General features: G+C 70.2%; 3 protein-coding genes. 1 reads left to right on the top strand and 2 read right to left on the bottom strand.

Features of this window, described 5'->3' with window-relative positions; all coding sequences use genetic code 11:
• Positions 1–57 precede the first annotated feature (57 nt).
• Entirely contained in the window at positions 58–1,089 is a 1,032-nt protein-coding gene (gene fbaA / locus OHS58_RS13450; RefSeq protein ID WP_326945215.1) for a class II fructose-bisphosphate aldolase, read from the bottom strand.
• 246 nt (positions 1,090–1,335) lie between these two features.
• On the opposite strand from fbaA, the gene eno reads away from it, so the two are divergent.
• The gene (eno, locus tag OHS58_RS13445) at positions 1,336–2,622 is read left to right on the top strand and encodes a phosphopyruvate hydratase (protein ID WP_328648429.1); all 1,287 of its coding nucleotides are present in this window, start codon (positions 1,336–1,338) and stop codon (positions 2,620–2,622) included.
• 27 nt (positions 2,623–2,649) lie between these two features.
• Here eno and OHS58_RS13440 read toward each other — a convergent pair whose 3' ends face one another.
• On the bottom strand, positions 2,650–3,276 hold the full coding sequence (locus OHS58_RS13440; RefSeq protein ID WP_326953353.1) for a MerR family transcriptional regulator: 627 nt from the start codon (positions 3,274–3,276) through the stop codon (positions 2,650–2,652).
• Between the last annotated feature and the right edge of the window lie 147 nt (positions 3,277–3,423).

The raw sequence follows: 3,423 nt of genomic DNA, 5'->3' as shown, positions 1-3,423 counted from the left end.
CACACGCGAAGGGGCGGCACTTTCACGTGAAAGTGCCGCCCCTTCGTCGTTGTGGTCCTACTTGAGCTTGGTGCCGGCCGAGCCCAGGGCCTGGCAGGCCTCCACGATCCGGGCGGCCATGCCACCCTCAGCAGCCTTGAGGTAGGAGCGGGGGTCGTAGAACTTCTTGTTGCCGACCTCGCCGTCGATCTTCAGGACGCCGTCGTAGTTCTTGAAGAAGTGGTCCACGATCGGGCGGGTGAATGCGTACTGCGTGTCGGTGTCCACGTTCATCTTCACCACGCCGTAGGAGACGGCTTCGCGGATTTCTTCCGGCAGCGACCCGGAGCCGCCGTGGAAGACCAGCTCGAAGGGCTTCGACCCGGCGTCGAGGCCGAGCTTCTTCGACGCGGCTTCCTGACCGCCCTTGAGCACGTCCGGGCGCAGCTTGACGTTGCCCGGCTTGTACACGCCGTGCACGTTCCCGAACGTGGCGGCGAGCAGGTAGCGGCCGTTCTCGCCGGACCCGAGCGCGTCGATGGTCTTCAGGAAGTCGCCTTCGGCGGTGTAGAGCTTCTCGTTGATCTCCGCCTCGACACCGTCCTCTTCGCCGCCGACGACGCCGATCTCCACCTCGAGGATGATGTTCGCGGCCGCGGTCTTGGCCAGCAGCTCCTGCGCGATGACGAGGTTCTCGTCGAGGTCGATCGCGGAGCCGTCCCACATGTGGGACTGGAACAGCGGGTTCTGGCCGTTCTTGACGCGTTCGGCGGAGATCTCGATCAGCGGCCGGACGAACCCGTCGAGTTTGTCCTTGGGGCAGTGGTCGGTGTGCAGGGCGACGTTGACGTCGTAGCGGGCGGCGACGACCTGCGCGAACTCGGCGAGGGCGACGGAGCCGACGACCATGTCCTTGACTTTTTGGCCGGAGGCGAACTCGGCGCCGCCGGTGGAGAACTGGATGATCCCGTCGCTCTCCGCTTCGGCGAAGCCGCGGATGGCGGCGTTCACGGTTTCGGACGAGGTCACGTTGATGGCGGGGTAGGCGAACTCGTTCGCCTTGGCCCGATCCAGCATCTCCGCGTAGACCTCGGGGGTCGCGATGGGCATCGGTCAGGTCCTCTCGATCTCCGGCTGGGGAACCCGTCGAACATAGCGTGACGGCCGGTGCGCGCCGGGCCGCTGTGACCCATCGCTGGGGTTTTCCCCAGTGGGGGACGCGGTACAACGGGTCGGCTCGGCGGCCGGCGACGACGAAGTCGCGCCCGCCGGGTGCGAGTGGTGTCGACGACGACCTTCCCGTAACCGAATCCCAGGGTGCGCCGAAGTCGTGGGCACCCGCCGCCGAGGAGTGAAATGACTGCCATCGTCCAAGTCACGGGCCGGGAGATCCTGGACAGCCGGGGCAATCCGACCGTCGAGGTCGACGTCGAGCTGGCCGACGGCTCGTTCGGGCGCGCGGCGGTGCCCTCGGGCGCGTCGACGGGCACCCGGGAGGCGGTCGAGCTGCGCGACGGCGACCCGCACCGGTACCTGGGCAAGGGCGTGACCGGCGCGGTCGCGGCCGTGAACGGCGAGCTCGCCGGCGCGGTCATCGGCCTCGACGCCGACGACCAGGCCGCCGTCGACCGCGCGATGATCGAGCTCGACGGCACGGCGAACAAGGCCCGCCTCGGCGCGAACGCCATCCTCGGCGTCTCGCTGGCCGCCGCGAAGGCGGCCGCCCAGACCCACGTGCTGCCGCTCTACCGCCACCTCGGCGGCGCCGACGCGCACCTGCTGCCGACGCCGATGATGAACATCGTCAACGGCGGCGCCCACGCCGACAACGGGATCGACTACCAGGAGTTCATGATCGCCCCGGTCGGCGCGACGAACTTCGCCGACGCCGTCCGGATCGGCTCGGAGATCTTCCACACGCTGCGCAAGATCCTCCGCGACGCCGGGCACAACACCAACGTCGGCGACGAGGGCGGCTTCGCCCCGCAGCTCGGCTCGGCCGACGAGGCACTCGACTTCGTGGTCCGCGCCGTCGAGAAGGCCGGCTACGTGGCGGGCGACGACGTCGTGCTGATGCTCGACCTCGCGGCGTCGGAGTTCTACGAGGAGGGCGTCTACCACTACCGCGGCGAAGGGCGGAAGCGCTCGGCCGAGGAGCACGTCGACTACCTGGCCGGGCTCGTCGACCGGTACCCGATCGCGTCGATCGAGGACGCCATGGCCCAGGACGACATCGCCGGCTGGCAGCTCGTCACGCGCGCGCTGGGGGAGCGCTGCCAGCTCGTCGGCGACGACGTCTTCTGCACCAACGTGGAGCTGCTGAAGCACGGCATCGAAAACGGCGTCGGCAACGCGATCCTGGTCAAGGTCAACCAGATCGGCACGCTCACCGAGACGCTGGAGGCCGTCGAGGTCGCCTACCAGGCCGGCTACGGCGTCGTGCTCTCGCACCGGTCCGGCGAGACCGAGGACACCACCATCGCGGACCTCGCGGTCGCCGTCGACTGCGGCCAGATCAAGACGGGTTCGCTCTCCCGCGCCGACCGCACGGCCAAGTACAACCAGCTGCTGCGGATCGAAGAAGACCTCGGCAGCACCGCCGTGTACGCGGGCCGGCACCCGCTGACCCGGAAGGCGCGCTGAGGAAAGACCGCGGAGGCCTGGCGCGAGTCAGGCCTCCGCGGTTTCCGCCCGGACCACGTTCACGAGCGCGAGGTGGCGGAGCCCGGCGAAGAGCCGTTCCCCGAGCAGGGTGGTGATCAACGCCGTCTCGGCGGGCCGGCGGGCGGGCCCGACGTCCGCGATCAGCCCGGCGTCGACCTCGGCGGTCGCCCGGGCCAGCGCGGCGTAGTCGGCGAGCTTGCCGGTGACGGCGCTGTGGCCGAGAGCGTGGAACGTGGCCAGGACGGTCACGAGGTTCGCGATGCTGGGATCGGCGGCGTCCACGGTGCCGCCGTCGTGCTCGCCCAGCAGGGCCCGGACCCGGTCCAGCGCCCACGCCCGGGCGGCCTCGCCGGTCGGGCGCGTGCTGACCCGGCCGTCCTGGGCGACGCCCAGCACGACGGGGGAGGCGTGGCCGGAGTCGAGCGCGGCCAGCACGGCGGCCACTTCGGCCAGCGAAAGGCCGCCGATCTCGCGGAGCGCGCAGACGAGCCGGAGCCGCCGGAGGTGCTCGTCGGAGTACTGCGCCTGGTTCGGCCCGATCCGGCGCCCCGCGGGCAGCAGGCCCTCACGCAGGTAGTACTTGACGGTCGCGACCGGCACCCCCGACTCCGTGCTCAGCTCAGCCATCCGCATGTGCCGGTACCCCTTCTCCGTCTCCCTGCCCGCGCACGGGAGACCCAGTGGATCGCGGACTCTCGGCGGCTGCCCAGCACCGGGCGGAAAATCTAGTGCGATGCCCACACCTCGCCACCCGTCCGGCCGGTACTGGACAAATCCTTG

This window comes from Amycolatopsis sp. NBC_00348, assembly GCF_036114655.1.
Classification (GTDB): Bacteria; Actinomycetota; Actinomycetes; order Mycobacteriales; family Pseudonocardiaceae; genus Amycolatopsis.
This window is presented reverse-complemented; position numbering and strand designations above follow the sequence as displayed.